Origin of the sequence: Streptomyces sp. NBC_01788 (genome assembly GCF_035917575.1) — a bacterium.
Lineage (GTDB): Bacteria > Actinomycetota > Actinomycetes > Streptomycetales > Streptomycetaceae > Streptomyces.
Genome location: NZ_CP109090.1, coordinates 2,606,139 through 2,631,473, shown reverse-complemented (window position 1 = coordinate 2,631,473; position 25,335 = coordinate 2,606,139). Strand labels below are relative to the sequence as shown.

Genomic DNA, 25,335 nt, shown 5'->3' with positions numbered 1-25,335 from the left:
GGGGGCTGTTCAGGGCATCGTCAGGGTGTCTTCGCGGTGACGGTCCGATAGGCGATCTCGGCGATCCGCGCCTGGCCGTCGCGGCTCGGGTGGAACCAGTCCCAGTGGCTGAGCTGGTCGGTGCCGAAGCGGTAGTCGAAGACGGCGTTGTTGTCGAAGCGGCAGCGGCTGTCCTTCGCACAGACCTCCTTCAGCACCCCGTTGTACGCCCGCACCCGGGCCTGCACCGTGTCGCGCCGCTTGGTGGCCGCCGCGTCCAGCGCGTCGGCGTCGCCCAGCATGGACGGGCAGATGCCGAGCTTCCAGATCTGCTTGCCCAGCGCGTTCGTACGGCCCTCGGACCACAGCCGCTTCAGGTCCGGCACGCTGGAGACGTACACCTGCGTCTTGGGCAGGGCCTGACGCAGTGTGTCCATCGCGACCTCGAACTCGGTCCGGAAGACCGCCACCGGCGTCATCGCGTCCAGGGAGTCGCGGCAGGCGTCGTTGGCTCCGGCCATCACCGTCACCAGCTGCGGCTTCTTCTTCACGGCCTGCGCCATCTGGCTGTGCAGATCGGACATCCGGGACCCGGTCACCGCGAAGTTCCAGCTGCTGCTGGCCGCCCCGGTCGCCCCGAGCAGCCGCACCGCCAGGCTGTTGACCGACGCGTCGCTGCCCGTCGCCCAGGACGCCTCCGGGCAGTCCGTCAGCACCAGGCAGGTGTCGAAGCCGCGGGTGATGGAGTCGCCGACCGCGGCGAGCGAGGCCGGGCTGGTGTTCCAGACGGGCGGTGCCGCGGCCGGGCGGGAGGCCCCTGCCCCCGCGCCGAGACCGGCGGCGTTGCAGCCCGCGGTGGCCAGTACGGCCGCCGCCACGACGGCGTGGGCGGCCCGGGTACGGTGACGTCGTTTCCGCATGCCGTGATCCCCTCGGTCGTCGTGAAGTGCTCCCCTCCATGAGAACGCGCGAGGGTTCCCGCCCCCACTCGAGTGGGCTGCGCGCACCCGTACAAGCGTCCCCCTGGGTGAATGGAGGGCGTTTCCTGGCACCGGGACCGACGGTACGTCACACTCCTTGCCCCGTCGCACGGTAGCCTCGCCATCAACGTGGCCTCACACGCCACCGCTGTCCGCCCGCCCGCACCATGTCCCGCTCTGCCCGGAGGTCCCGGTGACGACACGTGGAGTTCTGTACGTGCACTCCGCGCCGCGCGCGCTGTGCCCGCACGTCGAGTGGGCCGTCGCCGGGGTGCTCGGTACGCGCGTCAGCCTGGACTGGATCCGGCAGCCCGCCTCTCCCGGCACCTGGCGCTCGGAGTTCTCCTGGCAGGGCCAGCCCGGCACCGCCTCCAAGCTCGCCTCCGCGCTGCGCGGCTGGCAGCTGCTCCGCTTCGAGGTCACCGCCGAGCCCTGCCCCACCGCCGAGGGCGAGCGCTACAGCTGCACCCCCGACCTCGGCATCTTCCACGCCGTCACCGGCATCCACGGCGACATCCTCATCCCCGAGGACCGGCTGCGCGCCGCCCTGCTGCGCTCCCAGCGCGGCGAGACCGACCTGGAGGCCGAACTCGCCAAGCTCCTGGGCAAGCCCTGGGACGACGAGCTGGAGCCGTTCCGCTACGCGGGTGAAGGCGCCCCCGTGCGCTGGCTGCACCAGGTGGTCTGACGACCGCTCGCACAACAGAAGGGCCCCCACCGGCCGGTGGGGGCCCTTCTGACATCCGCTGCCGGGGTCTCAGACCGACCGGAACGCCAGCACGACGTTGTGCCCGCCGAAGCCGAACGAGTCGTTCAGCGCGGCGATACGGCCCTCGGCGGGCAGCTTGCGCGCCTCCCCGCGGACCACGTCCGCGTTCGCCTCGGCCTCGGGGTCGAGGTTCTCGACGTTGATGGTCGGCGGAGCCACCCGGTGGTACAGCGCCAGCACCGTCGCCACCGACTCCACGCCGCCCGCGCCACCGAGCAGGTGACCGGTCATCGACTTGGTCGCGGAGACCGCCATGTGGTCGGCGTCGTCGCCGAAGACCTTGCGCAGCGCCTTCAGCTCCGCGACGTCACCCGCAGGCGTCGAGGTGGCGTGCGCGTTGACGTGCACGATCTCCGCCGGGTCCAGGTCGGTGTTCTCGAGCAGGTGCTGCAGGGCGTGCGAGATGCCCCGGCCCTCCGGCTCCGGCTGGACGATGTCGTGGGAGTCGGCGGAGATGCCCTGGCCGACCGCCTCCGCGTAGACGCGGGCACCGCGCCTGGCAGCGTGCTCGGCGGACTCCAGGACGAGCACACCCGCGCCCTCACCGAGGACGAAGCCGTCCCGGTCGACGTCGTAGGGGCGCGAGGCGCCCTCGGGGTCCTCGTTGTTCTTCGACATCGCCATCATGTTGCCGAACGCGGCGATGGGCAGCGGGTGGATCGCCGCCTCCGTACCGCCGGCGACGACGACGTCGGCCCGGCCGGTGCGGATCATCTCGATGGCGTAGCCGATGGCCTCGGCGCCGGACGCACACGCGGAGACCGGCGTGTGCACACCCGCGCGGGCGCCCACGAGCAGGCCCACGTTGGCCGACGGGCCGTTCGGCATCAGCATCGGGACGGTGTGCGGGGAGACGCGGCGGACGCCCTTCTCCTTCAGCACGTCGTACTGGTCCAGCAGGGTGGTGACACCGCCGATGCCGGAGGCGACGACCGTGCCGAGCCGGTCCGGGTCGACGGAACCGTCCTCACCGGCCTTGCCGGTGAAACCGGCGTCCTTCCAGGCCTCCTGGGCCGCGATCAGCGCGAACTGCGCGGAGCGGTCCAGCCGGCGCGCCTGCGGCCGCGGGATGACCTCGGTCGGCTCCACGGCCACCGGGGCCGCGATACGGACGGCCTGGTCGGCCGCCCACTCCTGAGTCAGGGGCTTCACACCGGACTTGCCGGCGACCAGGCCCTCCCAGGTGGAAGCTACGTCGCCACCCAGCGGTGTGGTTGCGCCGATACCGGTGACGACCACGGTGCGATTGGTCGAGCTCACGGGAATTCTTTCTCCAACGGAACGAGGATTCGTACGGCGCCACCGCCGGGTGGCGGGGCAGTCAGCCCAAGGCTGTGATCGGTCGATCAGCCCTGGTGCTTGAGGATGTAGTCGGTCGCGTCGCCGACCGTCTTGAGGTTCTTGACGTCCTCGTCGGGGATCTTGACGTCGAAACGCTCTTCGGCGGCGACGACGACCTCGACCATGGACAGCGAGTCGACGTCCAGGTCGTCGGTGAAGGACTTGTCCAGCTGGACGTCCTCGACCGGGATCCCGGCGATCTCGTTCACGATCTCCGCGAGACCGGCGACGATCTCTTCCTGAGTGGCGGCCATGTCGGCGCTCCTTCGTAGATTTCCAGAGGGTGTGGCGCCCACCGCGTCAGCGGCAGGGGTGTGCGGTCCCGCACCGGAAGCATGATCCGGCACGGAGTGCCTAGGGGAGGGTAACGACCGTCGCGGCGTACACGAGACCCGCCCCGAAGCCGATGACGAGCGCGGTGTCGCCGCTCTTCGCCTCGCCGGTCGCCAGGAGCCGCTCCATCGCGAGCGGGATCGAGGCGGCCGAGGTGTTGCCGGTGGTGCGGATGTCACGGGCGACCGTGACGTGCTCCGGCAGCTTGAGCGTCTTCACCATCGAGTCGATGATCCGCACGTTGGCCTGGTGCGGGATGAAGACGTCCAGTTCGTCCGGGGTGATCCCGGCCGCGTCCAGCGCCTGCTGGGCGACCTTCGCCATCTCGAACACGGCCCAGCGGAAGACAGCCTGACCCTCCTGCGTGATCGCGGGGAACTTGACGTTGCCCTCGCTGTCGACAGGGAGTTCGGAGACGTCGCCGATCCTGAAGCGGTCCCACGGGACGGTCTGCTTGATGGTCTCGGCCTTGTCGCCCTCCGAGCCCCACACGGTCGGGCCGATCGCGGGCTCCTGCGAGGGACCGACCACGACCGCTCCGGCGCCGTCACCGAACAGGAAGGCCGTGGCCCGGTCCTCCAGGTCGGTCAGGTCGGAGAGCCGCTCCACGCCGATGACCAGCACGTACTCCGCCGAGCCCTCGACGACCAGGCCCTTGGCCAGGGTGAGGCCGTAGCCGAAGCCGGCGCAGCCCGCCGAGATGTCGAAGGCGGCCGCCTTGTCCGTGCCCAGCTTGTCCGCGATCTCGGTGGCGATGGCCGGGGTCTGGCTGAAGTGCGAGACCGTCGAGACGACCACGGCGCCGATCTGCGAGGCGTCGATCCCGGCGTCCGCGATCGCCTTGCCGGAGGCCTCGATCGACATCACCGCGACCGTCTCCTCGGGCGACGCCCAGTGCCGGGTCTCGATGCCCGAGCGCGAGCGGATCCACTCGTCGGACGAGTCGATCGTCTCGAGGATCACCTCGTTGGGCACCACGCGTGTGGGCCGGTAGCCGCCCACACCGAGGATGCGCGCGTACGGGGCACCCTTGCTGGGCTTGATCTTCGACATGCTCGTCGGCTCCTTAAGGCGTCAGGCGCTCGCGTGCTCGGCGATGAGCTCGCGGGCCGCGTCGAGGTCGTCGGGGGTCTTCAGCGCCAGCGTCTTCACGCCGGGCAGCGCGCGCTTGGCCAGGCCGGTCAGGGTGCCGCCGGGGCACACCTCGACGAGGGCGGTGGCGCCCAGCTCCTTGAAGGTCTCCATGCACAGGTCCCAGCGGACCGGGTTGGCGACCTGGCCGACCAGCCGCTCGACGACCTCGGCGCCGCTGTGCACGGCCCGGCCGTCCTTGTTGGAGACGTAGGTGACCTTCGGGTCGGCGGCCGAGAGCGCCTTGGCGGCCTCCGCCAGCTTCTCGACCGCGGGCGCCATGTGGTGCGTGTGGAAGGCGCCGGCCACCTTCAGCGGGACGACCTTGCGCACGCCCTCCGGCATGTCCTCGCTCAGGGCGGCGAGCTGCTCCATGGTGCCGGCGGCCACGATCTGGCCGGCCCCGTTGACGTTCGCCGGGGTCAGACCCAGCTTGCCCAGGTGCGCCGTGGACACGTCCGGGTCGCCGCCGAGCAGCGCCGACATGCCCGTCTCGGTGATCGCGGCGGCCTCGGCCATGGCCAGGCCGCGGCGGCGGACCAGGGTCAGCGCCGCGGTGTCGTCCAGGACGCCCGCGAACGTGGCGGCGGTGATCTCGCCGACGCTGTGGCCCGCGACCACGTCCGCGCCGGTGTCACCCAGTGCCGCGGCCGACAGCAGCCCGGCGGCGACCAGCAGGGGCTGGGCCACCGCGGTGTCGCGGATCGCGTCCGCGTCGGCCTGCGTGCCGTAGTGGACGAGGTCCAGGCCGATGGCGTCGGACCAGGCGGCCACACGGTCGGCGGCGCCGGGCAGTTCGAGCCAGGGAGTCAGGAAGCCGGGCGTCTGGGCGCCTTGGCCGGGAGCGACGAGTACGAGCACTCTCACACTCTCTCTTGGGGACGGCCGCGACCGCCCGTGGGGACAGGGACGAAGAACAGGAAGGGGTTTTGTGGGCCCCCGACAAAAGCCTAGGCCTGGGGATCTCCGTCGGCCAGACGCCCAAGGATCAGTGCGATCCGCAGGGTGAACGCGGATCGTACATCGGAGGGTGACCAACCGGTGACGTCAGTCACACGTCGGAGCCGGTAGCGCACGGTGTTCGGGTGAACGAAGAGCATCCTGGCCGCGCCTTCCAGACTGCTCGCCTGCTCCAGATACACGCTGAGCGTTTCGAGAAGAGCGGAGCCGGCTTCCTCCAGCGGTCTGTAGATCTCCTCTACCAACTGCTCCCGCGCGCCAGGGTCACCGGCGATGGCGCGCTCCGGCAGGAGATCGTCCGCCAGTACCGGCCGCGGCGCGTCCTGCCAGGCCGAGCAGGCCTTCAGCCCGGCCGCGGCGGCCTGCGCGGACCGGGTCGCGGCGAGCAGATCGGGCACGACGGGCCCGGCGACGACGGGGCCCGGGGCATACGGCCCGATCAACGACTTGGCCACCGCCAGCGGATTGTCGCTGCCGCCCGCGATCACGACCAGCCGGTTCCCGAGGACCCCGGTGAGCACCTGGAGCTTGGCGTGCCGGGCGGCCCGCCGGATGGCCTCCACGGTCAGCTCGGAGTCCCCGTCGGGCGCGGTCCCGAGCACCACGCACACGTGCTCGGGAGAGTTCCAGCCCAGGGCGGCGGCCCGCGACACGGCCCCCTCGTCGGCCTCCCCGCTCAGCACCGCGTTGACGACCAGGGACTCCAGCCGGGCGTCCCAGGCACCGCGTGCCTCGGCGGCCTGCGCGTAGACCTGGGCGGTGGCGAAGGCGATCTCACGGGCGTAGACGAGCAGCGCCTCCCGGAGCGCGGACTCGTCGCCCGGCGCCGCCACCTCGTCGATGGCCGACTCCATGACCTCGATCGTGGTGCGCACCATCTCCACGGTCTGCCGCAGCGTGATCGCCCGCGTCAGCTCGCGCGGCGCGGTCCCGAACACATCGGTGGAGATCGCCTGGGGCGCGTCCGGGTGCCGGAACCACTCGGTGAAGGCGGCGATGCCCGCCTGGGCGACCAGCCCGATCCAGGAACGGTTCTCCGGGGGCATCGCCCGGTACCACGGCAGCGTCTCGTCCATCCGCGCGATCGCCTGCGCGGCCAGCGACCCGGAGGACTTCTCCAGTCTTTTCAGGGTCGCGGCATGGGGATGGACGGAGTGGACTGCGGCATCGGCCTGGCGGGTTTCGGGTTCGGGCACGGGGACAAGACTGCCTCATCCGGACGTGCGTGCGTGTGGCCGGGTCTGGCCTGGGCTGCCGGGGCCCCTCACGGCCGGGCGTTACGGTGGTCCGCGTGACGACGGAAGTACGGCGCGCGGCGGAGCGCTACGAGGGCGGCGAGCCGGCCGCCGGAATCACCTCCCGGCACGCCTTCTCCTTCGGCCCGCACTACGACCCGGACAACCTCCGCTTCGGCGCGATGATCGCCTGCAACGAGGAACACCTGGCACCCGGCGCCGGTTTCGACGAGCACCGGCACAGCCACACCGAGATCGTCACCTGGGTCGTCGAGGGCGAACTGACCCACCGCGACTCCACGGGCCGCGAGACGGTGGTCCGCCCCGGCGACGTCCAGCGCCTGAGCTCGGCGGGCGGCGTCCACCACGTGGAACGCAACGCCGGCCCCACCCCCCTGGCCTTCGTCCAGACCTGGCTGGCCCCCCTGGAGCCCGGCGGCACCCCCTGCTACGAACTCGTCCACGGCATCGCCGACTCCACCCCGTACGCCGTCCCGGAGGCCGGCGCCATGCTCCACGTCCGCCGCCTGGCGACGGGGGAGCGGACGGCGGTCCCGGACGCGGCGTACGTGTACGTGCATGTGGTGCGGGGCGAAGTGCGCCTGGGCGAGGATGAGTTGGGCCCGGGGGACGCGGCCCGCCTCACGTCGGCCAGGGATGCCGAGGCGGTGGCCCTGACGGACGCGGAGCTGCTGATGTGGGAGATGGCGGCCGACTGACCCCGTGAACGGGGGCGACGCCCCGTCCCCGTCACGTCCTCGGCCCCCGGCCGTCGGGCTCGTCGTCCCACCGCGGGAGCGTGACGCGCCCACTCAGCCAGTCGCGGCGCAGGATCGCGTAGCCGACCGTGTCGTGGAGCGTGCCGTCCCGGTCCGGCCAGGCGTCCCGGTAGTGGGCTTCCTTGGCGTAGCCGCAGCGCAGGAAGACGCGGCGCATCGGGTGGTTGTCCTGGCGCGTGGTTCCCTCGATGCGACGGATGTGCGGGAACTCCTCGAACAGATACCGCGTCAGCCAGGTCACGGCCTCGCGGCCGATGCCGCGCCCCCGGTGCCCGGCCCGCAGACGAAGGTCGAACAGGGGCGTGTCGTCGGCCAGGTCCATGAGCCGGACCAGGCCGACGGGCTCCTCGGCGGCGAGGATCCAGAAGCTCCTGTTCTCCTCGCTCTCGAAGCGTCGCTCGGCGATCCACTGGCGGGCCGTGTCGCCGTCCACCTCGCTGACACTGTGCAGCGGCCAGCTCTCACCGGTCAGGAAGCGGACCAGGGGCTCGGTGTCCGAGGGGAGCAGCCGCCGGAAAGCGACGTCCATGGCCGGCCGGGTCTCAGGCGGCGCGCAGTTCGGACAGGACCGCGTCCGTGAACGGCGGCCAGGCATCGATGGCCCAGGGGCCGAAGGCGCGGTCCGTCAGGGCGACGCAGGCCGCGCCCGCGGCGGGGTCGGTCCACAGGAACGTGCCGGACTGGCCGAAGTGGCCGAAGGTGCGGGGGGAGGAGGAAGCGCCCGTCCAGTGGGGGGACTTGGAGTCGCGGATCTCGAAGCCGAGGCCCCAGTCGTTGGGGTTCTGGTGGCCGTAGCCCGGCAGGACGCCCTTGGTGCCGGGGTACTGGACCGTCATCGCCTCGGCGACCGTGCGCGGGTCCAGCAGGCGCGGGGCCTGTATCTCGGCAGCGAAGAGGAGCAGGTCGTCGACCGTCGAGACCGCGTCCTTCGCCGGGGAGCCGTCCAGGGTCGTCCGCGTCATGCCCAGCGGGGCCAGGACCGCCTGGCGCAGGTACTCCGCGAACGGGATGTCCGTGACCTTCGCCACATGGTCGCCGAGCTGCTCGAAGCCCGCGTTGGAGTACAGCCGCCGCTCGCCGGGCGGGGCCATCACCCGGTGTTCGTCGAAGGCCAGCCCCGAGGTGTGGGCGAGCAGATGGCGGACGGTCGCGCCGGGCGGGCCGGCCGGCTCGTCCAACTCGATCGCGCCCTCCTCGTAGGCGACGAGCACCGCGTAGGCCGCCAGCGGCTTGGTGACCGAGGCCAGCGGGAAGGGCCGCGCGGTCGGGCCGTGGGTGCCCAGGACCGTGCCGTCCGCGCGGACCACGCCCGCCGCCGCGGTGGGGACCGGCCAGTTCTCGATCGGCGCCAGGGAGTTCAACGACATGACGTCGAGCCTATGCCGCTCACAGGCGCAGCCGCATCGAGGGGTCGGGCTTGCGCACGAAGCCCAGATCGGCGTAGAGCGGCGCGGCCTCGGCGGACGCGTTGAGGTCGACGTGTGCCGCGCCCCGCTCCCGGAACCAGTCCAGCAGCGACTCCATGCACGCGCGCGCGTATCCGTGGCGCCGGGCGTCCGGATCGGTCGCGACGCTGAAGACGTATCCGACCCGCCCGCGCGGATTGTCCGCCCGCCCGATCCGGTACTCCAGCGTCCCGGCCGCGAGCGAGGCCAGTGCCCCCGGCTGCTCCGGGTGATCCACGACGAACGCCGCGAAGTCGCCGTCCTGCTCGGCGAGCCGGACCTTCAGTACCGGCAGGGACATCGCGTGCCAGTCGGTGGAAGGGTCGGTGCCGTGGACCGAGTCGATCATCACCTGGCGCAGTCGCAGTACTTCCGCGGCGTCCTCGGGCTCGGCACGTCGTACGAGACTCATGACCGGCACGCTAACGACCCCGCACGTCCCGCGTCGCGCGTATTTTCCGCCCCGGTGCCGGGTCCGGCTTGCCTGGAGCGCACTCGAAGGTCATAGCGTTGAGGCCATGACGGTGACGCAGACCACGGCCGTGACCATCGAGAAGACGGAGGAAGCCCCCACCGGCGCCGACCTCTGTTCCGCCCCGCCCCGGCGGCACCCACGCCCCGACGGGCAGGACGGATACACGATCAGCGAGGTCGTCGCCTTCACCGGGCTGACGGCCCACACCCTGCGCTGGTACGAGCGGATCGGCCTGATGCCCCACGTCGACCGCTCGCACACCGGCCAGCGCCGGTACACCAACAGCGACCTCGACTGGCTCGACCTGGTCGGCAAGCTCCGGCTGACCGGGATGCCGGTCGCCGACATGGTCCGGTACGCGGAGCTGGTGCGCGAGGGCGAGGGCACCTATGGCGAGCGGTGCGCGCTGCTGGAGGCGACCCGCCGGGACGTCCTGGCCCGGATCGCCGAACTCCGCGACACGCTGGCGGTACTGGACCGCAAGATCAGCTTCTACGCGGACGCCGGACGACACTGAGCGGCGGAAGCGCCCCCGAGACGCCGCGCACTCCTGAGAAGACGCACGCTCCTGAGAAACGGAGACAACGCGATGACCGAAAGCAGGATCCCGACCGTACGGCTGGGTGAGGAGGGACCGGAGGTCGGGGTACAGGGTCTCGGCTGCATGGGCGTGAGCTTCGGGTAACTCCTACAGCTCGGAGAGGAGTTCCGCCTTCTTCAGCGAGAACTCCTCGTCGGTGACCAGCCCCGCCCGATGCAGCTCCCCGAGGTGGCGGATCCGTTCCGCGATGCCGGCCGGGTCGCGGTGCGGGGCCGGCACCGGTACCGGCGTCGCCGGACCCCTCTCCCGCACCGCCGCCAGGACGGCAGCGGCGAACGGCAGTGACTCGTGCACCGGCCCGTATCCGAGCCCGAACACCACCGAGGCCGGATCCTGGTCCGGCTGCGACAGCGGTGCGGCGGCGCCCGGATCGCGCGGCAGCAGCCGCAGATGTCCCTCGAAGGCCTCGGGCGAGCGCCACTCCACCCCGCCCATGTCGGCGACGGGGAAGCTCTGGTCCCCGGCCTTCCACTTGGCCGAGGAGGCTCCCGTCCGGGACCACCGGAACCGCACCGCCGTACCGTCGAAGGACGCCTTCCCGTCGTACGCCTTGAACTGGAGCGGGGCCTCCGGTGCCGCCACCAGGTGGCGGTCGGCCGGTCCGCTCGCGAAGAGTCGGGCGCGCAGTCGCTCGGCGTAGCGCTCGGCCGGCGTCTCCTGCTCGGCGGGCAGCACCAGGCGGTACGGGTCGCAGCTCTCCTTGAGCTGCCCGTCGGCCGCGTCCATCAGCGGGTCGGCGCCCGGTCTGGGCTCGGCACGCAGGACCACGGTGCCGCGGCGCCCCGCGCCGAGCGTCACGCCCGCGAGGGCCGCCAGCGGGATCCTGCGGGTTCCGAGGACCTGGAAGAGCTTGGGTGTTCGAATCCCCCGTTCGTAGCGGATGAGCACGGAATCGGACTCGAACTCCCAGGCAGCATGAAATCCGGCCAGTACATCACCCATGCGGCTCATCGTAGGGGGCCGGGGCTCCTTCGTCCCTCCCCGGGCGGACCGCAGTTCCTGCTGTCTCTACGCGCGTCCGGCCGGAGTCGCACCGGACAAATCCGCCCGGCATCCGTCGTCGTCATGTGCGCACCGCACCGAGCCGTACGCGCCGACCCCGATCTCGGCGAAGTTGGCCAGGCTGTCGGTGCCCGGCTCGAAGTAGCCGGCGTGGCCCTTGGCGCCCTGTGCCGAGAGAACCCGTGCCCCGAACGCCGGGGAGACCGGGTCGGCGCCGTGGCCGAGGCCGCCGAGTTCGAGGTAGGGCACGTCCTGGATCCAGTCGGTGGCGTCCCGCATCGCCCACACCCGGGCGGAGGTGTGCAGGTGGGAGGTGCTCTGCACGCGCATGCCCGGGCTGGCGGCCACCGCTATGTCGGAGACCCGCCGCGGCAGGGCACGCGCGGCCACGCCGCACACCACCGACCCGTAGCTGTGGCAGAACAGCGAGACGGAGGAGTCGCCGGGCAGCCCCCGCAGCAGCTTGTTCAGCCGCACCGCGCCCTCTGTGGCACGCATCGCCGTGGCCGCGTCCACCCCGAGCCCGCTCGGCGAGGTGTAGTCGGCCCAGGCGATCACGGCCGTACGGGTCGACGGGTCCGCCTCGCGCTCCGCCGCGTACAGCGACTTCGCCATGCCGTACGGCGCCGAGTACGGGCGGTAGGTCTTCCGGAAGGTGATCAGGTCGGTGTCGACGCCGGGAACGACGACGGAGACCCGTTCGGCCCTGCGCAGGTCGCCGAAGACCTCGGCGACCCGGCCCGAGCCCTCGGGGTCGAAGGCCAGGATCTGCCGGTCCTTCGCCATCAGCGAGGTGTAGCGCTGCATGCGGCGGCCCGCGTCCTGCTGCCCGGCCGGCGAGAGCCGGCTGTCGTGCGTGCGGGCCTGCTCGGTTCTGCGCGCCTGGCGCAGCGCGATGCGGTTGGCCTGGTAGCGCAGCCCGACCGGGGCGCCGTCCATGTTGCCGACCGCGAGCGGATAGCGACGGGCGAGCCGGGCGCGGTCCTGTGCGCCGAGCGAGTCGAAGAAGCGCCGCAGCAGATCGGGGGAGGCGTCCGCGTCCGGCAGTCGGTGCCCGTGCAGGTGGCCGTGGTCCCAGGCGGTCAGCGACGTCTGGAGGGCGGTGGTCCCGCGATGGCCGCGCACCGCGGTCCAGCCGGTGGTGGCCAGCATCACGAAGACCACGGCCAGCGCGAGCAGTGCGCGCCAGACGTTGAGTTGTGGGGAGGCGTCGAAGGAAGTCACTGGAAGGACACACTAGGAGAACGAGACGGTCTCGCGTTAACCGAGTGACAGGTATCACGTTTCGAGCGGTGTGACGGTGACCTCAGCCGGTGAGCGTGTCCAAGGTCCGGCGGGCGTACGGCAGTTCAAGTCGGCGGAATGTGCCGGCTCAACGCTGCGGGCTCGTACGCCAGTTCCCGGTGAGCGCGGGTCCCACCTGATCGAGGTACGCGGCGGTGAGTTCGCGCAGGGCCTCCGCGCCGGCGTTTTCACGCGTGCTCCACTGGCAGCTCGTCACGCGCATCACCGCGCCGAACACGGCCACCGCCAGTCGCGGCCGCGGGTCGGTGTCCACGTCGAGGCCCTCGCGCTCGGCGAGCAGCCGCGCGATCTGCTCCTCGGTCTCCGCCGAGCGCCGCAGATGCTCGGCGAGCAGGGCCGGCGTCGACTCGATCACCCGGAACATGCGCAGATACAGCTCCACGGGCACGACGCTCCCCACGGCGTCGCTGATCGTGTCCCAGCCCTCCAGCAGGCTCCGGCGCAACGCCTCCAGTGGAGCCTCCCCGGGCGGGCGGGCGCGCAGCGAGTCGACGAAGTGCGCCTCCACCATCTCCTGCACGGCGAAGGCGGCCTCCTCCTTGCCCGGGAAGTAGCGGAAGAAGGTGCGCTGGGAGACGTCGACGGCCTCGGCGATCTCGTCGACCGTCGTCCGGTCGTACCCCTGGGTGGTGAACAGTTCCAGCGCCGCCCGCAGCAGTGCGTCGCGGGTGCGCCGCTTCTTGCGTTCGCGCAGTCCCGGCCGTGCCGCCGTCCGTGACAGCGTCCGTGGCGCCGTCCCGGCGGTCCCCGCCGTCTCCATGGACCTCTCCGGACCTCTTTCCCGCACCGCTTCCCCGAACGCGAACCGTTTCCCCTGATCAGACTATAGGGGAGTGACACGTCAGTTACCGACTTGTGAATTGGTTTGTCGTTTGTCAGTGACTGTCATTAGCCTCGAATGTATGACTAGTCAGACCACCATCGACACGACGGGGCCGGGGGACGGCGCCTCCGCGGGCCTGCCGGACCCCATGCCCGCGAAGGGGCTGCGCGGGCACCCGTGGGTCACCCTGATCACCGTCGCCGTAGGGGTCATGATGGTGGCCCTCGACGGCACCATCGTGGCCATCGCCAACCCCGTGATCGGCAGGGAGCTGCACGCAACCCTCGCCGATGTGCAGTGGATCACCAACGCCTACTTCCTCGCCCTCGCGGTCTCCCTGATCACCGCGGGCAAGCTCGGTGACCGCTTCGGGCACCGGCAGACCTTCCTCATCGGTGTGACCGGCTTCGCCGCCGCCTCGGGCGCCATCGGCCTGTCGGACACCATCGCCATGGTCATCATCTTCCGGGTCTTCCAGGGCCTGTTCGGCGCGCTGCTGATGCCGGCCGCGCTCGGCCTGCTGCGGGCCACCTTCCCGGCCGAGAAGCTCAACATGGCCATCGGCATCTGGGGCATGGTCATCGGTGCCTCCACCGCAGGCGGCCCGATCCTCGGCGGTGTGCTCGTCGAGCACGTCAACTGGCAGTCGGTGTTCTTCATCAACGTGCCCGTCGGCGTTCTCGCCCTGGTCCTGGGCCTGCTGATCCTGCTCGACCACCGCGCCGAGAACGCGCCGCGCTCCTTCGACATCCTCGGCATCGTCCTGCTCTCCGGAGCGATGTTCTGCCTGGTGTGGGCCCTGATCAAGGCTCCGGCCTGGGGCTGGGGCGACGGCACGACGTGGACGTTCATCGCCGCGTCCGTGCTCGGCTTCGCCGCCTTCGCCTTCTGGGAGACCAGGGTGAAGGAGCCGCTGATCCCGCTGGCGCTGTTCCGCTCGGTCCCGCTGTCCGCGGGCGTGGTGCTCATGGTGCTGATGGCCATCGCGTTCATGGGCGGCCTGTTCTTCGTGACCTTCTACCTCCAGAACGTCCATGGGATGAGCCCGATCGAGGCGGGCACGCACCTCCTCCCGCTCACCGGCATGATGATCGTCGGCTCCCCGCTCGCGGGATTCATGATCACCAAGGTGGGCCCGCGCATTCCGCTGGCGGGCGGCATGGCGGCCACCGCGCTCGCCATGTACGGCATGTCCACGCTTGAGACGGGCACGAGCGGCCTCACCATGTCGCTCTGGTTCGCCCTGCTGGGCCTCGGCCTCGCCCCGGTCATGGTCGGCGCCACCGAGGTCATCGTCGGCAACGCGCCCCTGGAGCTGTCCGGTGTGGCCGGCGGTCTCCAGCAGTCCGCCATGCAGATCGGCGGCAGCCTCGGCACGGCCGTGCTGGGCGCGGTGATGGCCTCCAAGGTCAACAGCGACCTGGCCGGCAACTGGAAGGACGCGGGGCTCCCGCCGCTCACCCACACCCAGCTCGACCAGGCCTCCGAGGCGGTCCAGTTCGGCGCGGCGCCGGTGCCGGAGGGTACGCCCGAGGCGATCGCCACGAAGATCACCTCCGTCGCGCACGAGACGTTCATCTCCGGGATGAGCCTCGCCTCCCTCGTGGCCGCCGGGATCGCGGCCGTGGCCGTCCTGGTGGCTCTGTTCACCAAGCGCGGGGAGAACGCGGAGGCGGGCGCGGGCGTCGGCCACATCTGACGGCGCCCCAAATCGGCGGAGTTCGCCCGTCAGGGTGACTCCGCCGAAGATCCCTCGCCTCCGGTGCATACCGCGGGTGACAGTGGGTCAAGTCCTCCGCAGGGGATGGGGGGAAGCGGCCGGCGCGCGCTGCCGGAGGGGGCAGCGCGCGGGCGGCTTCGGCGGCCGGAACCGGGGTACCCGCACCTACGAAACTCAGAGGAACTCCAACTCGACAGATTTCCAAGGGAGTTGATGATGGCGGGCTTCGGAGGCGGAACGCGCGGGTACCCCCGTTCACGCGGCCGGACGGGGCAGCGATGGGGGTCCCCCCTGCTCAAGCGAAGCCGAGAGCTTGGGGGAAGGCCGGACCGCGCGACACTCGGGATCATCGGGACCATCTGCGCGGTCGCCGGTTTCTTCGCGCTGGGGATCGTCCTCGGCCCGGCGGCGGTCGTCTGCGGATGGCTCGCAATGGGCCGCACCTGGGCGGGCGACCGCTCGCTCCCGGCCCTGGTCGCCGTGGTCCTGGGCGCCATCGACACCCTCCTGGCCGTCGTCTGGCTGGCCGGAGCGGCAACGCCGGGCAGCGGCCTGTTCTGACACCGGACAAGAGTTCTGGCACCGGGCAAGAGGGCGGCGGACCGATGGTCCGCCGCCCTCTTGCGGCTTCAGGAGCGTCTCCCTAGGCGTCGCCGCCCGCCGTGCCTGGGTCGGCCGCCGACACCTCCAGGATCCGGTAGCGGTCCAGGGCCTGCTTCAGCACCGACCGGTCGACCCTGCCCTCCCGGGCCAGCTCCGTCAGCACCGCCAGCACGATCGACCGGGCGTCGATGTGGAAGAACCGCCGCGCCGCCCCGCGGGTGTCGGCGAAGCCGAAGCCGTCGGCACCCAGCGACTGGTACGTACCCGGCACCCACCGCGCGATCTGGTCCGGCACCGAGCGCATCCAGTCGGAGACGGCCACGAACGGCCCCTCGGCCGCGCTCAGCCTCCGCGTCACCCACGGCACCCGCTGCTCCTCCTCCGGGTGCAGCAGGTTGTACTCCTCGCACGCCACGGCCTCGCGCCGCAGCTCGTTCCAGGAGGTCGCCGACCAGACACCGGCCCGGACGTTCCAGTCCTCGGCGAGGATCCGCTGCGCCTCCAGGGCCCACGGGACCGCCACACCCGACGCCATGATCTGCGCCGGGATGTCGCCCGCCGTGCCCTCGCCGAGCCGGTGCAGGCCCTTGAGGATGCCTGCGGTGTCCACGTCCGCCGGCTCGGCCGGCTGCTGGATCGGCTCGTTGTAGACGGTGAGGTAGTAGAAGACGTCCTCGCCGTGCGGATGCCGCTCGTCGCCGCCGTACATGCGGCGCAGTCCGTCCTGCACGATGTGCGCGATCTCGTACCCGTACGCCGGGTCGTAGGCCACGCACGCCGGGTTGGTGGAGGCCAGCAGCTGGGAGTGCCCGTCGGCGTGCTGGAGCCCCTCACCGGTCAGGGTCGTGCGGCCGGCGGTCGCGCCCAGGACGAAACCGCGCGCCAACTGGTCGGCCATCTGCCAGAACTGGTCGCCGGTGCGCTGGAAACCGAACATCGAGTAGAAGACGTACACCGGGATCAGCGGCTCGCCGTGGGTGGCGTAGGCCGAGCCCGCCGCGATCAGCGAGGCCGTGCAGCCCGCCTCGGAGATGCCGTCGTGCAGCATCTGCCCGGTCGGCGACTCCTTGTAGGCGAGCAGCAGATCGCGGTCGACGGACTCGTACTGCTGGCCGAGCGGGTTGTAGATCTTCGCGCTCGGGAAGAAGGAGTCCATGCCGAACGTGCGGTACTCGTCCGGCGCGATCAGCACGAACCGCCTGCCGATCTCCTTGTCCCGCATGAGGTCCTTCAGCAGCCGGACGAAGGCCATGGTGGTCGCGATGGACTGCTGGCCCGAGCCCTTCTTCACGGACGCGTACGTCCGGTCGCCCGGAAGGTGGAGCGGCTTGGAGCGCACGATCCGGGTCGGCACGTAGCCGCCGCAGCCCTTGCGGCGGTCGTGCATGTACTGGATCTCCTCGGTCTCCCGGCCCGGGTGGTAGTACGGCGGCGGCCCGGACTCCAGCTCCCGGTCGGAGATCGGCAGGTGCAGACGGTCGCGGAAGTGCTTGAGGTCCTCGACCGTCAGCTTCTTCATCTGGTGCGTGGCGTTGCGGCCCTCGAAGTTCGGGCCGAGCGTCCAGCCCTTGACCGTCTTGGCCAGGATGACCGTCGGCTGCCCCTTGTGGTCCAGGGCCGCCTTGTACGCCGCGTAGATCTTGCGGTGGTCGTGACCGCCGCGGCCCAGGTGCAGGATCTGCTGGTCGGTCATGTGCTCGACCATCTTGCGCAGCCGGTGGTCGTCGCCGAAGAAGTGCTCGCGGATGTAGGCGCCGGACTCGGTCGCGTAGGTCTGGAACGCGCCGTCCGGCGTGGTGTTCATCCTGTTGACCAGCACGCCGTCGCGGTCCTGGGCCAGCAGCGGGTCCCAGGTGCGGTCCCAGATGAGCTTGATCACGTTCCAGCCGGCGCCGCGGAAGACCGACTCCAGCTCCTGGATGATCTTGCCGTTGCCGCGCACCGGGCCGTCCAGGCGCTGGAGGTTGCAGTTGACCACGAAGGTCAGGTTGTCCAGGCCCTCACGGGCGGCGATCGACAACTGGCCGAGCGACTCCGGCTCGTCCATCTCGCCGTCGCCGAGGAACGCCCACACGTGCGAGTCGGAGGTGTCCGCGATCCCGCGCGCCTGCATGTACCGGTTCATCCGGGCCTGGAAGATCGCGCCGATCGGGCCGAGGCCCATGGAGACCGTCGGGAACTCCCAGAAGTCCGGCATCGAGCGCGGGTGCGGATAGCTGGACAGTCCGTACGGCGCCTTGGACTTCTCCTGGCGGAAGCCGTCCAGGTGCTTCTCGGAGAGCCGGTCCAGCAGGTACGCGCGAGCGTAGATGCCCGGTGAGGCGTGCCCCTGGAAGAAGACCTGGTCGCCGCCCCGTCCGTCGTCCTTGCCGCGGAAGAAGTGGTTGAAGCCGACGTCGTAGAGGGAGGCGGAGGAGGCGAAGGTGGCGATGTGGCCGCCGACGCCGATGCCCGGCCGCTGGGCGCGGGAGACCATCACCGCGGCGTTCCAGCGCGTGGCGTTGAGGATCCTGCGCTCGATCTCCTCGTTGCCGGGGAAGAACGGCTCGCTCTTGGTGGGGATCGTGTTGACGTAGTCCGTGCTGCGCATCTCGGGCACGGCCACGCGCTTCTCGCGGGCGCGCTCGATCAGCCGGAGCATGAGGTAGCGGGCGCGCTCACGGCCCCGCTCGTCGACCGCGGCGTCGAGCGAGTCGAGCCACTCCTGGGTCTCCTCGGGATCGAAGTCAGGAACCTGACTCGGGAGGCCGCCAATGATGATCGGGTTTCGATCGGATCCGGAAGCCACGCTGTTCCTTACCTGTCAGAGGGCTGACATGTCTGCGGCGAATCTGGGTTCGTTCTGCTGGTTTCCTGTGTTCCTGTAGGTTTGTCTGACTGTGTCTGCGCCGTTCCCCATCGTGTACCTCGCACGAGCCGCACGTCATCTCTACCGCGGGGTAACCGACGGCTCTCTCCGGCAACCCCTGCCCGGAGGTGTGCTCCCGAACACGCGAACCGGACAGAACGGTGTGGTGTGTGTCACCGCTGATCGCGATACCGTGTCAGAAGTTGCGGCGACACAGCCGGGATCGTCACCGTTTCGGCGGTCTGAACCGCCGGGTACTTGCGCGATCCGGCCCGCCCGTGTGGACTACGGCCAATGCTTCGCGCATGCGCGTGGCTGAAGACCTAAATCGCAACATCATCAGGAGGCAACCCGTGAGCGCGACCGCGGACCACGCGGAGGAGCGGACCAACCCAGCCGCCAGGCTGGGATTCCAGCCCGGGCAGGTGGTCCAGGAGATCGGCTACGACGACGACGTAGACCAGGACCTCCGCGAGGCCATCGAGGAAGCGATCGGCAGCGAGCTCGTGGACGAGGACTACGACGACGTGGCCGACGCCGTGGTGCTGTGGTTCCGCGACGACGACGGCGACCTTACGGATGTGCTGGTGGACGCCACCACGTACATCGAGGAGGGTGGCGCGATCCTGCTCTTCACGCCGAAGACGGGCCGTGCCGGGTACGTGGAGCCGAGTGACATCTCGGAAGCCGCGACCACGGCGGGGCTGTCGGCGAGCAAGGGCGTCAGTGTCGGCAAGGACTGGAGCGGCAGCCGCCTCGCGACGCCCAAGGCAGCCAAGTCGAAGAAGTAGCTCCACCTCGTCCCCGGACCGACGGACGGGCCGACTCGTGTCGGCCCGTCCGTCGGCCTGCGGTGATCACTGCGTAGGGTGGCATCACCCGAACAGGCCCACCGAAGGGAAGCAGGACGATGGCGATCCAGGTCGGCGACAAGGCGCCCGACTTCGAACTCAAGGACAACCACGGCCGGACCGTGCGGCTGTCCGACTTCCGCGGCGAGAAGAACGTGGTGGTGCTCTTCTACCCGTTCGCCTTCACCGGTGTGTGCACCGGCGAGCTGTGCGCCCTGCGCGACAACCTGCCGAAGTTCGTCAACGACGACACCCAGCTGCTCGCCGTCTCCAACGACTCCATCCCCACCCTGCGCGTCTTCGGCGAGCAGGAGGGCCTGGAGTACCCGCTGCTGAGCGATTTCTGGCCGCACGGCAACACTTCGCGCGCCTACGGCGTCTTCGACGAGGGCAAGGGCTGCGCGGTGCGCGGCACCTTCATCATCGACAAGGAGGGCGTCGTGCGCTGGACGGTCGTCAACGGCCTGCCGGACGCGCGCGACCTGAACGACTACGTGAAGGCGCTCGACACCCTGTGACCCGGTGCCCCCGACACCGGTGATTCTTCGGCTCCAGGGCCTGCGTGGCGCGGGAACCCGTCACTAGGATCGAGTCGTTGATCCCATATCCGATGCACGACGGGGCTCCCCGCCCCAGGACACCAATGGAGGACTCGTGGGAGTCAGCCTCAGCAAGGGCGGCAACGTATCGCTGACGAAGGAGGCCCCGGGCCTGACCGCGGTCCTCGTCGGCCTGGGCTGGGACGCCCGTACCACGACCGGCAGCGACTTCGACCTCGACGCCAGCGCGCTGCTGCTGAACAACTCCGGCAAGGTGGGCAGCGACCAGCACTTCGTCTTCTTCAACAACCTCAAGAGCCCGGACGGCTCGGTGGAGCACACCGGTGACAACCTCACCGGCGAGGGCGAGGGCGACGACGAGACGATCAAGGTCAACCTGGCCGGCGTCCCGGCCGACGTCGACAAGATCGTCTTCCCGGTCTCGATCTACGACGCCGAGAACCGTCAGCAGTCCTTCGGTCAGGTGCGCAACGCGTACATCCGCGTGGTGAACCAGGCCGGCGGCCAGGAGATCGCGCGGTACGACCTCAGCGAGGACGCCTCGACCGAGACGGCCATGGTCTTCGGCGAGCTGTACCGGCACGGCGCCGAGTGGAAGTTCCGCGCCATCGGCCAGGGCTACGCCTCGGGCCTGCGCGGCATCGCGCAGGACTTCGGCGTGAACGTCTGAGCCAGGTCCGCCCGGCTTCGACCAATCCCGACCCGTCCGGCGCCGCGCGTTTCAGCGCGGCGCCGGACGCGCAGGACAACCAGACAGGCACCACCTCGGGGAGGACCAGCATCATGGGCGTCACGCTCGCCAAGGGAGGCAACGTCTCCCTCTCGAAGGCCGCACCGAACCTGACCAACGTCATGGTCGGACTCGGCTGGGAGGAGCGCTCCACCACCGGAGCCCCCTTCGACCTCGACGCCAGCGCGCTGCTGTGCACCGGCGCCAACCGGGTGCTGGGCGACGAGTGGTTCGTGTTCTACAACCAGCTCACGAGCCCGGACGGCTCCGTGGAGCACACCGGCGACAACCTCACCGGCGAGGGCGAGGGCGACGACGAGACGATCCTGGTGGACCTCACCCGAGTGCCCTCGCAGTGCGAGAAGATCGTCTTCCCGGTCTCCATCCACATGGCCGACGAGCGCGGACAGACCTTCGGGCAGGTCTCGGACGCCTACATCCGCGTGCTCAACCAGGCCGACGGCACGGAACTCGCCCGTTACGACCTGAGCGAGGACGCCAGCACGGAAACCGCGATGATCTTCGGCGAGCTCTACCGCTACCGGGGCGAATGGAAGTTCCGCGCGGTGGGCCAGGGGTACGCGTCCGGGCTGCGCGGAATCGCCCTAGACTTCGGGGTCAACGTTTCGTAAAGCCAAGTGCGGCGCGGGGGAGACCCGTACCGGATACGGATTGGGTAGCCAGTGCTCCTGAAAACCTTCGGCTGGTCGTTCGCGGTGACCGCGGTCGGCCTTGCCGCGGCGGTCTTGTACGGGGGGTGGACCGCCTTCGGAATCGTGGCGATCCTGTCGATCCTCGAGATCTCGCTGTCCTTCGACAACGCGGTGGTCAACGCCGGAATCCTGAAGAAGATGAACGCCTTCTGGCAGAAGATCTTCCTCACGGTCGGCGTGCTCGTCGCGGTCTTCGGCATGCGGCTGGTCTTCCCCGTCGTCATCGTCGCCATCAGCGCCAAGATGGGCCCTGTCGAGGCCGTCGACCTCGCGCTCAACAACAAGGACCACTACCAACAGCTGGTCACGGACGCCCACCCCGCGATCGCCGCGTTCGGTGGCATGTTCCTGCTGATGATCTTCCTCGACTTCATCTTCGAGGACCGGGACATCAAGTGGCTGCCCTGGATCGAGCGGCCGCTCGCCAAGCTCGGCAGGATCGACATGCTGTCGGTCTGCATCGCCCTCGCCGTGCTGCTCATCACCGCCTTCACCTTCGCCACCCACGCCCACCAGCACGCCGGCGCGCACGTCGACAAGGCGCAGACGGTACTGATCTCCGGCATCGCCGGTCTGATCACCTACATGGTCGTCGGCGGACTCTCCGGCTACTTCGAGGACAAGCTCGAGGAGGACGAGGAACGCGAGCACGAGGAGGAGGAAGAGGCCGCGCGCAGCGGCAAGAAGCGTTCGGCCATCGCCCTGGCCGGCAAGGCCGCGTTCTTCATGTTCCTCTACCTCGAGGTGCTCGACGCGTCCTTCTCCTTCGACGGCGTGATCGGCGCCTTCGCCATCACCAACGACATCGTCCTGATGGCCCTCGGCCTCGGCATCGGCGCCATGTACGTCCGTTCGCTCACGGTCTACCTGGTCCGCCAGGGCACCCTCGACGACTACGTCTACCTGGAGCACGGCGCGCACTACGCGATCGGCGCGCTGGCCGTGATCCTCATGGTCACCATCCAGTACCAGATCAACGAGGTGATCACCGGCCTGGTCGGCGTGGTCCTCATCGCCTGGTCCTTCTGGTCCTCGGTGCGCCGCAACCGCGCCCTGGCGGCGGCCGAGGGAAGTTCGGCGGGCACGGCGGACACCCAGAGCGAGGTCTCCTCAGGGGTGTGACACCCCTCCGGGGGAGGGAACGCTTCTGTGCGGGGCGGCCGCCGGGAACCGGGTCGAACCGGTCCTCCGGGGCCGCCCCGTCGCGTGGGTCCGGTGTGTGTGAACTGGGGGCGGAAAGGGACATGGGCTTCTTCGACGGTCTGCTGGGAGGGCGCGCGGCCGACTTCGACTCGGGCAGCGCCTCGACCAACGCGATCGAACTGACCAAACGGCACCACCATGTGTCGCTGACCAAGCAGGGCGCGGCCACCGGCCATCTGCGCGTCAACCTGGCCTGGCGGATGCGCACCTCCGACCTCGGCGGTCCGACCCGGGACAGCCTGCTGCGGCACCCGCTCAGGGCGCTCAAGCCGCCGCAGGTGATCGGACACAGCCAGAGCATGGTCAACGTCGACCTCGACCTCGGCTGCATGTACGAGCTGTCCGACGGCACCAAGGGCGTCGTACAGCCCCTCGGCGGCTTCCTCGGCGACGTCAACGCACCGCCGTACGTCAAACTCAGCGGCGACGACCGGTTCGGGTCCGCGTCCGGCGAGACCATGTACATCAACCTCGACCACCGGGACCAGATCAAACGGCTGCTGGTCTTCGTGTACATCTACGACCAGACACCGGCCTTCGACCGCACCCACGCGATCGTCACGATGTACCCGAGCAACGGTCCGCGCATCGAGATCGGCCTCGACGAACGCCACCCGCAGGCACGCTCGTGCGCGGTGGTCCTGATCGAGAACGTCAAGGACGAACTGATCGTCCGCCGCGAGGTCAAGTTCGTCTACGGCTTCCAGTCGGAACTGGACCGCCTGTACGGCTGGGGCCTTCAGTGGGGCCGTGGCTACAAGTCCAAGGCCGACCGCTAGCGCACCCCGCCCCGGGCCGCCCTACTGCCCGATGAACTGCGGCCCCTGCGGCGGCAGCCGGAAATCCGGGTCGGGCGCGGCCGCCACCGGCGGGGGATACCCGTACCCCGACGGGGCCGTGACCGCCGGCGGCTGCTGCGGGTAGCCGTACGCGGGCTGCGGATAGCCGTAGGCCGGCTGCGGATACCCGTACGCCGGCTGAGCCGGCACCGGCGCGGGCTGCTCCGGCGGCAGCGGCTGCGCGGCGGCGGGAGTCGCGCCCTGCGCCTCCTCCGACTCGTCCACCGAGATGCCGAAGTCCGTGGCGAGGCCCTTCAGACCGTTGGAGTAGCCCTCGCCGAGCGCGCGGAACTTCCAGCCCTCGCCCCGCCGGTACAGCTCACCGCAGATCAGCGCGGTCTCCTGGCCGGTCTCCGGTGTGATGTCGAAGCAGGCAAGCGCCTCCTGCCCGGTGGCCGCCGCGTCGTACAGCAGGATGCGCAGCCCCTGTACGGCGTCGAAGGCGACGCCGTCCGCCGAGGCGACCAGCAGGATCCGGCCCACCTCGGGATCGAGCCCGGCGAGATCCGCCTGGACCGTGTCCGTCAGACCGTCGGCGACCCGCTTCTTGCCCAGCCGCCAGACCGTCCCGGACGGATGCCGCGGCTGGTTGTAGAAGACGAAGTCCTCGTCGGAGCGCACACGGCCGCCGGGCCCCAGGAGCAGCGCCGAGGCGTCGACGTCCGGGACCCCCTGCCCGGGTGTCCAGCGCACCACGGCCCGTACTGTGGCGGCGTCCAGCGGGACGTTCGACCCCTTCAGCATCGCGTGCGTCATGCGGTCATCCTGCCTTCTCCGTCCTGATCACGACAACGCGGGGCGTCGACACGGCGGGGTTACCTGAAATTCATGCCCCGCGGGAACCTCGGACATGGATTCGTACGTACTATTACCGGCCACCTTTTGCCAGTCTTCGCAGGCCGCTCGATGCGCCACGGGGGGAGTTTCATGCGTCATTTCGGGTATCTCGCCACCGAGTTGCGGCAGCGCCTGTTCCACCGGGAGCCGTGCGAGTTCACCGCCGACTCCCCGGCCCGGACGCTCTCCGCCGCCCTCGGCGCCACGCTGTACAGCCCGGCCACCCGGCCGAGCCTCGCCGCCGACATCGTCAAGCAGGCGGGCCGCGGCGTGGTCTCGATGGTGCTGTGCCTGGAGGACTCGATCGACGACGCCGAGGTGGAGGACGGCGAGGAGAACCTGGTCCGGCAGTTCACCGAACTGGCCTCGTTGCCGCGGACGCCCGGCGCCGTGGAGCTCCCGCTGCTGTTCATCCGGGTGCGCGCCCCCCAGCAGATACCCGACCTGGTACGACGCCTCGGGCCCGCGGTGCGGCTGCTGTCCGGGTTCGTGCTGCCGAAGTTCACCGGGGAGCGGGGCATCCCGTTCCTGGAGGCGGTGGAGGCCGCCGAGACGGAGAGCGGACGGCGCCTGTTCGCCATGCCGGTCCTCGAATCGCCCGAACTGCTCTACCGCGAGTCGCGGGTGGAGACCCTGGAGGGGATCTTCCGCGCGGTCGACAAGCACCGCGACCGGGTGCTCGCGCTGCGCCTCGGCGTGACGGACTTCTGCTCCTCGTACGGGCTGCGCAGGGCCCCCGACATGACGGCCTACGACCTCCAGGTCGTCGCCTCCGTGATCGCCGACGTGGTGAACATGCTGGGACGCGCCGACGGCACCGGGTTCACGGTGACCGGACCGGTGTGGGAGTACTTCCGGGTGCAGGAGCGCATGTTCAAGCCACAGTTGAGGCAGAGCCCCTTCATGGAGGTGCAGGCGGTCGAACTGCGCGCGAAGCTCATCGAGCACGCGATGGACGGACTGCTGCGGGAGATCTCCCTGGACCAGGCCAACGGACTGCTCGGCAAGACCTGCATCCACCCCTCCCACGTCCTGCCCGTGCACGCGCTGTCCGTGGTCAGCCACGAGGAGTTCAGCGACGCGGCGGACATCCTGCGGCCCGAGCGGGGCGGCGGGGGCGTGCTGAGGTCGGCGTACACGAACAAGATGAACGAGGTGAAGCCGCACCGCGCGTGGGCCGAGCGGACCCTGCTGCGCGCCGAGGTCTTCGGCGTGGCGCGGGAGGACGTCGGCTTCGTGGAGCTGCTGGCTGCCGCGGTCTCCGACTGACCGC

At 70.3% G+C, this 25,335-nt stretch carries 26 protein-coding genes; 12 read left to right on the top strand and 14 right to left on the bottom strand.

The window, feature by feature from the left end; genetic code table 11:
* Nucleotides 1-20 precede the first annotated feature (20 nt).
* Nucleotides 21-899 carry an SGNH/GDSL hydrolase family protein gene (locus OIE49_RS12145; protein ID WP_326802326.1) on the bottom strand — a complete coding sequence of 293 codons (879 nt, stop codon included), beginning with the start codon at nt 897-899 and terminating at the stop codon, nt 21-23.
* A 253-nt stretch (nt 900-1,152) separates the two neighbouring features.
* Between OIE49_RS12145 and OIE49_RS12140 the strand changes: the two genes are divergently transcribed.
* Nucleotides 1,153-1,647 (top strand): DUF3145 domain-containing protein, encoded by a 495-nt coding sequence (locus tag OIE49_RS12140; protein WP_326802325.1) that lies wholly within the window; start codon nt 1,153-1,155, stop codon nt 1,645-1,647.
* 69 nt (nt 1,648-1,716) lie between these two features.
* Here OIE49_RS12140 and fabF read toward each other — a convergent pair whose 3' ends face one another.
* The 5 genes from fabF to fasR form a co-directional block, all read right to left on the bottom strand.
* Entirely contained in the window at nt 1,717-2,988 is a 1,272-nt protein-coding gene (gene fabF / locus OIE49_RS12135) for a beta-ketoacyl-ACP synthase II (RefSeq protein ID WP_326802324.1), read from the bottom strand.
* Nucleotides 2,989-3,074: 86 nt separating this feature from the next.
* Nucleotides 3,075-3,323: an acyl carrier protein gene (locus OIE49_RS12130; RefSeq protein ID WP_003989952.1), complete on the bottom strand. Its 249-nt coding sequence runs from the start codon at nt 3,321-3,323 to the stop codon at nt 3,075-3,077.
* A 100-nt stretch (nt 3,324-3,423) separates the two neighbouring features.
* Nucleotides 3,424-4,455 carry a ketoacyl-ACP synthase III gene (locus OIE49_RS12125; protein WP_100566985.1) on the bottom strand — a complete coding sequence of 344 codons (1,032 nt, stop codon included), beginning with the start codon at nt 4,453-4,455 and terminating at the stop codon, nt 3,424-3,426.
* A 21-nt stretch (nt 4,456-4,476) separates the two neighbouring features.
* Nucleotides 4,477-5,394 (bottom strand): ACP S-malonyltransferase, encoded by a 918-nt coding sequence (locus OIE49_RS12120; RefSeq protein ID WP_326802323.1) that lies wholly within the window; start codon nt 5,392-5,394, stop codon nt 4,477-4,479.
* 89 nt (nt 5,395-5,483) lie between these two features.
* Nucleotides 5,484-6,689 (bottom strand): fatty acid biosynthesis transcriptional regulator FasR, encoded by a 1,206-nt coding sequence (gene fasR / locus OIE49_RS12115; RefSeq protein ID WP_100566987.1) that lies wholly within the window; start codon nt 6,687-6,689, stop codon nt 5,484-5,486.
* 95 nt (nt 6,690-6,784) lie between these two features.
* On the opposite strand from fasR, the gene OIE49_RS12110 reads away from it, so the two are divergent.
* Nucleotides 6,785-7,447 carry a pirin family protein gene (locus tag OIE49_RS12110; protein ID WP_326802322.1) on the top strand — a complete coding sequence of 221 codons (663 nt, stop codon included), beginning with the start codon at nt 6,785-6,787 and terminating at the stop codon, nt 7,445-7,447.
* 31 nt (nt 7,448-7,478) lie between these two features.
* Here the strand turns inward: OIE49_RS12110 and OIE49_RS12105 are convergent, their stop codons facing one another.
* Genes OIE49_RS12105 through OIE49_RS12095 form a run of 3 tightly spaced genes read right to left on the bottom strand, consistent with a single transcriptional unit; the run spans nt 7,479 to nt 9,364 of the window.
* A complete protein-coding gene (locus tag OIE49_RS12105) occupies nt 7,479-8,036 on the bottom strand; it encodes a GNAT family N-acetyltransferase (RefSeq protein ID WP_326802321.1) in 558 nt (185 codons plus the stop codon).
* A gap of 13 nt (nt 8,037-8,049) precedes the next feature.
* Complete coding sequence (locus tag OIE49_RS12100; protein WP_326802320.1) at nt 8,050-8,874, bottom strand: serine hydrolase domain-containing protein; 825 nt, start codon at nt 8,872-8,874, stop codon at nt 8,050-8,052.
* A 19-nt stretch (nt 8,875-8,893) separates the two neighbouring features.
* A complete protein-coding gene (locus tag OIE49_RS12095) occupies nt 8,894-9,364 on the bottom strand; it encodes a GNAT family N-acetyltransferase (RefSeq protein WP_326802319.1) in 471 nt (156 codons plus the stop codon).
* Nucleotides 9,365-9,470: 106 nt separating this feature from the next.
* Here OIE49_RS12095 and OIE49_RS12090 point away from each other — a divergent pair, with 106 nt between their 5' ends.
* The gene (locus OIE49_RS12090; protein WP_326802318.1) at nt 9,471-9,944 is read left to right on the top strand and encodes a MerR family transcriptional regulator; all 474 of its coding nucleotides are present in this window, start codon (nt 9,471-9,473) and stop codon (nt 9,942-9,944) included.
* Nucleotides 9,945-10,115: 171 nt separating this feature from the next.
* Here OIE49_RS12090 and OIE49_RS12085 read toward each other — a convergent pair whose 3' ends face one another.
* The 3 genes from OIE49_RS12085 to OIE49_RS12075 all read right to left on the bottom strand — a co-directional run bounded on the left by OIE49_RS12085 (nt 10,116) and on the right by OIE49_RS12075 (nt 13,095).
* The gene (locus tag OIE49_RS12085) at nt 10,116-10,970 is read right to left on the bottom strand and encodes a DUF4429 domain-containing protein (protein ID WP_326802317.1); all 855 of its coding nucleotides are present in this window, start codon (nt 10,968-10,970) and stop codon (nt 10,116-10,118) included.
* Between the two features lie 66 nt (nt 10,971-11,036).
* Nucleotides 11,037-12,254, bottom strand: a complete 1,218-nt coding sequence (locus tag OIE49_RS12080) for an alpha/beta hydrolase (protein WP_326802316.1) — start codon at nt 12,252-12,254, stop codon at nt 11,037-11,039.
* A gap of 148 nt (nt 12,255-12,402) precedes the next feature.
* Nucleotides 12,403-13,095, bottom strand: a complete 693-nt coding sequence (locus tag OIE49_RS12075; RefSeq protein WP_326802315.1) for a TetR family transcriptional regulator — start codon at nt 13,093-13,095, stop codon at nt 12,403-12,405.
* Between the two features lie 211 nt (nt 13,096-13,306).
* Here OIE49_RS12075 and OIE49_RS12070 point away from each other — a divergent pair, with 211 nt between their 5' ends.
* Nucleotides 13,307-14,857, top strand: coding sequence for an MFS transporter (locus tag OIE49_RS12070; RefSeq protein ID WP_401742318.1), 1,551 nt, complete (start codon nt 13,307-13,309; stop codon nt 14,855-14,857).
* Between the two features lie 234 nt (nt 14,858-15,091).
* Nucleotides 15,092-15,439: a small hydrophobic protein gene (locus OIE49_RS12065; RefSeq protein ID WP_326802313.1), complete on the top strand. Its 348-nt coding sequence runs from the start codon at nt 15,092-15,094 to the stop codon at nt 15,437-15,439.
* Nucleotides 15,440-15,521: 82 nt separating this feature from the next.
* Here OIE49_RS12065 and aceE read toward each other — a convergent pair whose 3' ends face one another.
* Nucleotides 15,522-18,269 (bottom strand): pyruvate dehydrogenase (acetyl-transferring), homodimeric type, encoded by a 2,748-nt coding sequence (gene aceE, locus OIE49_RS12060; RefSeq protein ID WP_326802312.1) that lies wholly within the window; start codon nt 18,267-18,269, stop codon nt 15,522-15,524.
* 413 nt (nt 18,270-18,682) lie between these two features.
* Here aceE and OIE49_RS12055 point away from each other — a divergent pair, with 413 nt between their 5' ends.
* The 6 genes from OIE49_RS12055 (at nt 18,683) to OIE49_RS12030 (ending at nt 23,165) form a co-directional block, all read left to right on the top strand.
* Nucleotides 18,683-19,120, top strand: coding sequence for a DUF3052 domain-containing protein (locus tag OIE49_RS12055; protein ID WP_326802311.1), 438 nt, complete (start codon nt 18,683-18,685; stop codon nt 19,118-19,120).
* Nucleotides 19,121-19,239: 119 nt separating this feature from the next.
* Nucleotides 19,240-19,698: a peroxiredoxin gene (locus tag OIE49_RS12050; protein WP_326802310.1), complete on the top strand. Its 459-nt coding sequence runs from the start codon at nt 19,240-19,242 to the stop codon at nt 19,696-19,698.
* A gap of 136 nt (nt 19,699-19,834) precedes the next feature.
* Nucleotides 19,835-20,410, top strand: a complete 576-nt coding sequence (locus OIE49_RS12045) for a TerD family protein (RefSeq protein ID WP_326802309.1) — start codon at nt 19,835-19,837, stop codon at nt 20,408-20,410.
* Between the two features lie 113 nt (nt 20,411-20,523).
* A complete protein-coding gene (locus OIE49_RS12040) occupies nt 20,524-21,102 on the top strand; it encodes a TerD family protein (protein ID WP_100567002.1) in 579 nt (192 codons plus the stop codon).
* A 51-nt stretch (nt 21,103-21,153) separates the two neighbouring features.
* Nucleotides 21,154-22,305 (top strand): DUF475 domain-containing protein, encoded by a 1,152-nt coding sequence (locus OIE49_RS12035; protein ID WP_326802308.1) that lies wholly within the window; start codon nt 21,154-21,156, stop codon nt 22,303-22,305.
* 122 nt (nt 22,306-22,427) lie between these two features.
* Nucleotides 22,428-23,165, top strand: a complete 738-nt coding sequence (locus OIE49_RS12030) for a TerD family protein (RefSeq protein WP_100567004.1) — start codon at nt 22,428-22,430, stop codon at nt 23,163-23,165.
* A 21-nt stretch (nt 23,166-23,186) separates the two neighbouring features.
* Here OIE49_RS12030 and OIE49_RS12025 read toward each other — a convergent pair whose 3' ends face one another.
* The gene (locus OIE49_RS12025; RefSeq protein ID WP_326802307.1) at nt 23,187-23,981 is read right to left on the bottom strand and encodes a TerD family protein; all 795 of its coding nucleotides are present in this window, start codon (nt 23,979-23,981) and stop codon (nt 23,187-23,189) included.
* Between the two features lie 171 nt (nt 23,982-24,152).
* On the opposite strand from OIE49_RS12025, the gene OIE49_RS12020 reads away from it, so the two are divergent.
* On the top strand, nt 24,153-25,331 hold the full coding sequence (locus tag OIE49_RS12020) for an HpcH/HpaI aldolase/citrate lyase family protein (RefSeq protein ID WP_326802306.1): 1,179 nt from the start codon (nt 24,153-24,155) through the stop codon (nt 25,329-25,331).
* Nucleotides 25,332-25,335 lie beyond the last annotated feature (4 nt).

Coding starts and splice junctions, on each gene's coding strand:
- OIE49_RS12145 (WP_326802326.1), bottom strand. CDS start 899: ATGCGGAAACGACGTCACCGTACCCGGGCCGCCCACGCCGTCGTGGCG.
- OIE49_RS12130 (WP_003989952.1), bottom strand. CDS start 3,323: ATGGCCGCCACTCAGGAAGAGATCGTCGCCGGTCTCGCGGAGATCGTG.
- OIE49_RS12125 (WP_100566985.1), bottom strand. CDS start 4,455: ATGTCGAAGATCAAGCCCAGCAAGGGTGCCCCGTACGCGCGCATCCTC.
- OIE49_RS12105 (WP_326802321.1), bottom strand. CDS start 8,036: ATGGACGTCGCTTTCCGGCGGCTGCTCCCCTCGGACACCGAGCCCCTG.
- OIE49_RS12100 (WP_326802320.1), bottom strand. CDS start 8,874: ATGTCGTTGAACTCCCTGGCGCCGATCGAGAACTGGCCGGTCCCCACC.
- OIE49_RS12095 (WP_326802319.1), bottom strand. CDS start 9,364: ATGAGTCTCGTACGACGTGCCGAGCCCGAGGACGCCGCGGAAGTACTG.
- OIE49_RS12090 (WP_326802318.1), top strand. CDS start 9,471: ATGACGGTGACGCAGACCACGGCCGTGACCATCGAGAAGACGGAGGAA.
- OIE49_RS12085 (WP_326802317.1), bottom strand. CDS start 10,970: ATGGGTGATGTACTGGCCGGATTTCATGCTGCCTGGGAGTTCGAGTCC.
- OIE49_RS12075 (WP_326802315.1), bottom strand. CDS start 13,095: ATGGAGACGGCGGGGACCGCCGGGACGGCGCCACGGACGCTGTCACGG.
- OIE49_RS12070 (WP_401742318.1), top strand. CDS start 13,307: ATGCCCGCGAAGGGGCTGCGCGGGCACCCGTGGGTCACCCTGATCACC.
- OIE49_RS12065 (WP_326802313.1), top strand. CDS start 15,092: ATGATGGCGGGCTTCGGAGGCGGAACGCGCGGGTACCCCCGTTCACGC.
- OIE49_RS12050 (WP_326802310.1), top strand. CDS start 19,240: ATGGCGATCCAGGTCGGCGACAAGGCGCCCGACTTCGAACTCAAGGAC.
- OIE49_RS12040 (WP_100567002.1), top strand. CDS start 20,524: ATGGGCGTCACGCTCGCCAAGGGAGGCAACGTCTCCCTCTCGAAGGCC.
- OIE49_RS12030 (WP_100567004.1), top strand. CDS start 22,428: ATGGGCTTCTTCGACGGTCTGCTGGGAGGGCGCGCGGCCGACTTCGAC.
- OIE49_RS12025 (WP_326802307.1), bottom strand. CDS start 23,981: ATGACGCACGCGATGCTGAAGGGGTCGAACGTCCCGCTGGACGCCGCC.
- OIE49_RS12020 (WP_326802306.1), top strand. CDS start 24,153: ATGCGTCATTTCGGGTATCTCGCCACCGAGTTGCGGCAGCGCCTGTTC.